Consider the following 3179-nt stretch of genomic DNA (forward strand, 5'->3'; position numbering starts at 1 on the left):
CGCTGGACGAGCGGCTAGCCCGGGCGGCCCGGGCTGCGGTGCTGCCCGGGGCGGGGGCACCGACAGGGGCGTCGGCGGGAGCGTCGGCGGGGGCGTCGGCGGGGGCGGAGCCGGTCGCGGTGGGTGACTGGCGGGCGGGGCGGCGGGCGGTGGCCCGGGCGGTGCTGGCGGACCCGCAGTCCTGGTGGTGCGGGCTGCGGGTGGGCCTGGCGCTGCTGCTGGCGGGTGCGGCGGCCGCGTACTTCGACCTGCCGCACCCGTACTGGGCGGTGCTGAACGTGACGTTCGTCTGCCGTCCGGACGTCGGGCCGGTCACCGGGCGTGCGCTGGAACGGTTCTGCGGGACGGCGCTCGGGGTGCTGTGCAGCGGGCTGGTGCTGGCCTGCGGCGGGACCGGCTGGGTGCTGCTGGCGGTGCTCGCGCTGGCGGCCGGGCTGGTTCCGGCGCTGTCCGGCACCGGCTACCTGTACCAGGCGGCGGCGCTGGCCACGGTGGTGCTGATGGTCACCCAGATCGCGGGCGATCCGGCGCTGCCGCTGCTGCTGCCCAACCTGGCCTGCTGCGCGATCGGCTGCCTGGCCGCGGTGCTGGCCTGCGAGCTGCCCGGCCCCCGCCACCGACAGCTCGCGGTGGCCCGCCGGCTGGCCGTCGCGGTCGAGCAGGCCACGCTCGCGCTGACCCCGCTGCGCCCCCGCACCGCGCTCGCCCCGTACCTGCAACTCGCGGTCGCCCGGGCCGAGTTCGAGCGTGCCCGGCGGGAGCCGCCGTGGCGGCAGGGGGCCACCGACCGGTGGGCCGCGCTGATCGAGGAGGTGGAGCGGACGGTGGACGGCGCGCTCGCCCTCACCCCCGCCGACCACCACCACGTCGACCGCACCCGCCACCACCTGCACCGCCTCGCCGACCGGCTGCACCGCCTCGACGGCCGCCGCGGCCCGCTTCCCGCCGTCCCGGTGCCTGCCCCCCGCTACGGCGCAGAGGGGCCGCGGCGGAAGCCGAGGAGCCTCCGCCACCAGCGGGGCCGCGCGGTGCCGGGGTAGCCGGCCTCGTCGTACGGACCGGCGCCGGGGCGGGGCCCGGACGGGAGGGGGGCGCCGGGGTAGGGCGTTGCGGAGGACCGCGCGATCCGCCCCCGCTCCTCCAGGACCCGGCGCACCCGCCGTTCGGCCTTCCTGAGCCCGAGGACGCTCGCCTCCTCGACGCTGAGGACGGTGAGGGCGCAGCCCCGGAAGTGCGACCACGACCCCCCGCAGCCGGGGCAGCTCTCCCGGCTCGGCGGCGGGGCCTGCGTGGGCGGAGGCGCTGGGACCGGCGGGTCCGGAGGCAGCGGTCGCCCCGGCACCGGCCCGCTCGGAACCGGCTGCCCCGGAACCGGCTGCTGCGGAACCGGCTGCTGCGGCGGGCCCCACCCCTCGGGCACGTCCTCCCCGGTGTCCCCGGTCCCGTTCACACGCGCTCCTCCCCGGTGTCCCCGGTCCCGTTCACACGCGCTCCTCCCCGGTACTGGTCATGCGGTCACGGGCGTCGCCCGGCGAGGATCCGCGCCCGGCGGCGCCGACGTCTCCAGGCCGGTACGACGCCCCAGCAGAGTTCGCCGACTCCGGTGCCGAGGGCGACGGAGGCGGCGGCCCACCTCAGCGCCCCGGTGCTGCCGTGGTCGGCAGGGGTCGGGCACAGGGCGGTTCCGACGCCGAACCACAGGGCCACGATCCCCGTCGAGTAACAGCGGCGGGTCCAGAGCGTCCAGCGCTCCCACACCGCGTAGTCGCGGCGCTGCTCCTCCTCCAGTTCCGCCGCGTGGACCCGGAGGTCCTCCTCCGCCCACCAGCCGCTCAGGTCGGCCGGCGAGTAGAGGTGCCGGCGGGCGTGGAAGCCGCACTGGACGCACATGACGAACGCCGCGGAGGCGACGGTCAGCGCGACCAGGATCAGCCCGGGCCACCGGAGGCTCTGCTCGGCGGTGAGCACGATGCCGATCGTGCTCACGCTGAAACCGGCCAGCAGGGGCGCCGCCACGTTGCTCACGGATTCGACCGCCGGGCCGTAGCCCAGCGGTGACGGTCGAAGCCACCGGGGTGGCTGCTGCTGCACTCTTCCCCCCGAAACGTCGGAGGCAAGTCTGGTCCTTCCCGCACCGGGCGTCCAGGGGGCGGTCCGCGTTCCTCACGGGCCCGTACCGTCCGTGCCGCCGGTGCCTGTGCCATCGGTGCCGGCGGTGCCCGTGCCGTCGGTGCCGCCGGTGCCCGTGCCGTCGGTGCCCGCGTCGGCGTCCGCTCCCCCGGCGGCGGCCGTGCCGCGGGCCTCCAGGATCGGGCGCAGCGCCCGGACGGCGTAGAAGTTGCGCGACTTGACGGTGCCCGCCGGGATGCCGAGGACGGCGGCGGCCTCCGCCACCGAGCGGCCCTTCATGTGCAGTTCGACCAGCACGTCCCGGTGGTGGTCGGGCAGTTCGGCCAGGGCCACCGCCATGTCGCAGGCGTCGAGGAGTTCGTCGTACGGGTCGTGGGCCCCGGCGTGCTCCTCGGCGGACTCGTCGAACACCTCGCGGGCGCGGGCCGACTGCATCCGGAAGTGGTCGATGGCGATCCGGCGCGCCACGGTGAACAGCCAGGGCCGGCTGTGCTCGGGGCCGCGGCGGATCGCCGCCGGGTTCTGCCAGGCCCGCAGCAGGGTCTCCTGGACGATGTCCTCGGCCTTGCCCCGGTCGCCGCTGGTGGCGCGCAGCATCGCCCGCAGCAGGTAGCCGCCGTGCAGGCGGTACAGCTCGGCCAGGGTGTGCTGGTCGAGGGTGGCGCGCTCCGGCGGGGCAGTGCCGTCCGGTGCGGCGGTGACGTCGGTGTTCCCGGTTCGCGGGATGGTGTCGATGGACACGGAGGTTGAGCCCTTCACAACAAGTCGTCGGTATTGGGCAAGCCGCCCCCGCTTGGCCCACCACCACTTGCCGACCATGCTTCCGGCCGCCGCCAACGCGGCACCAACGTCCCGCCAACGTCCGTACGGCGCCCGGCTTTCGGACGGGCGGTGCTCAGGCGGACGGCTCCCCGGCGGCCGCGCGGCGGCGTCCGGCGCGGACCGCGGCGGCGGCGAGGGCGACCACGGCCGTCAGGAGGGCGCTCGCCGCGGCCAGCGCGGTGGCCCGGGTGGCGGCGGTGCGGTCGGGCGCGGGCGGGACGGTGACC

General features: G+C 77.1%; 3 protein-coding genes. 1 reads left to right on the top strand and 2 read right to left on the bottom strand.

All coding sequences use genetic code 11. The annotated features are described in order from the left end of the window. A partial coding sequence (locus ACWEO5_RS38230; protein ID WP_452166668.1) for an FUSC family protein occupies nt 1-1040 on the top strand: 1040 nt, incomplete at its 5' end. A gap of 475 nt (nt 1041-1515) precedes the next feature. Here the strand turns inward: ACWEO5_RS38230 and ACWEO5_RS38235 are convergent. Both ACWEO5_RS38235 and ACWEO5_RS38240 read right to left on the bottom strand, forming a co-directional pair. Continuing rightward, complete coding sequence (locus ACWEO5_RS38235) at nt 1516-2025, bottom strand: hypothetical protein (protein ID WP_452166669.1); 510 nt, start codon at nt 2023-2025, stop codon at nt 1516-1518. A 138-nt stretch (nt 2026-2163) separates the two neighbouring features. After that, nucleotides 2164-2871: a sigma-70 family RNA polymerase sigma factor gene (locus ACWEO5_RS38240; protein ID WP_452166670.1), complete on the bottom strand. Its 708-nt coding sequence runs from the start codon at nt 2869-2871 to the stop codon at nt 2164-2166. Nucleotides 2872-3179: the final 308 nt, after the last annotated feature.

The sequence above is a fragment of the Kitasatospora sp. NPDC004272 genome (assembly GCF_053603035.1).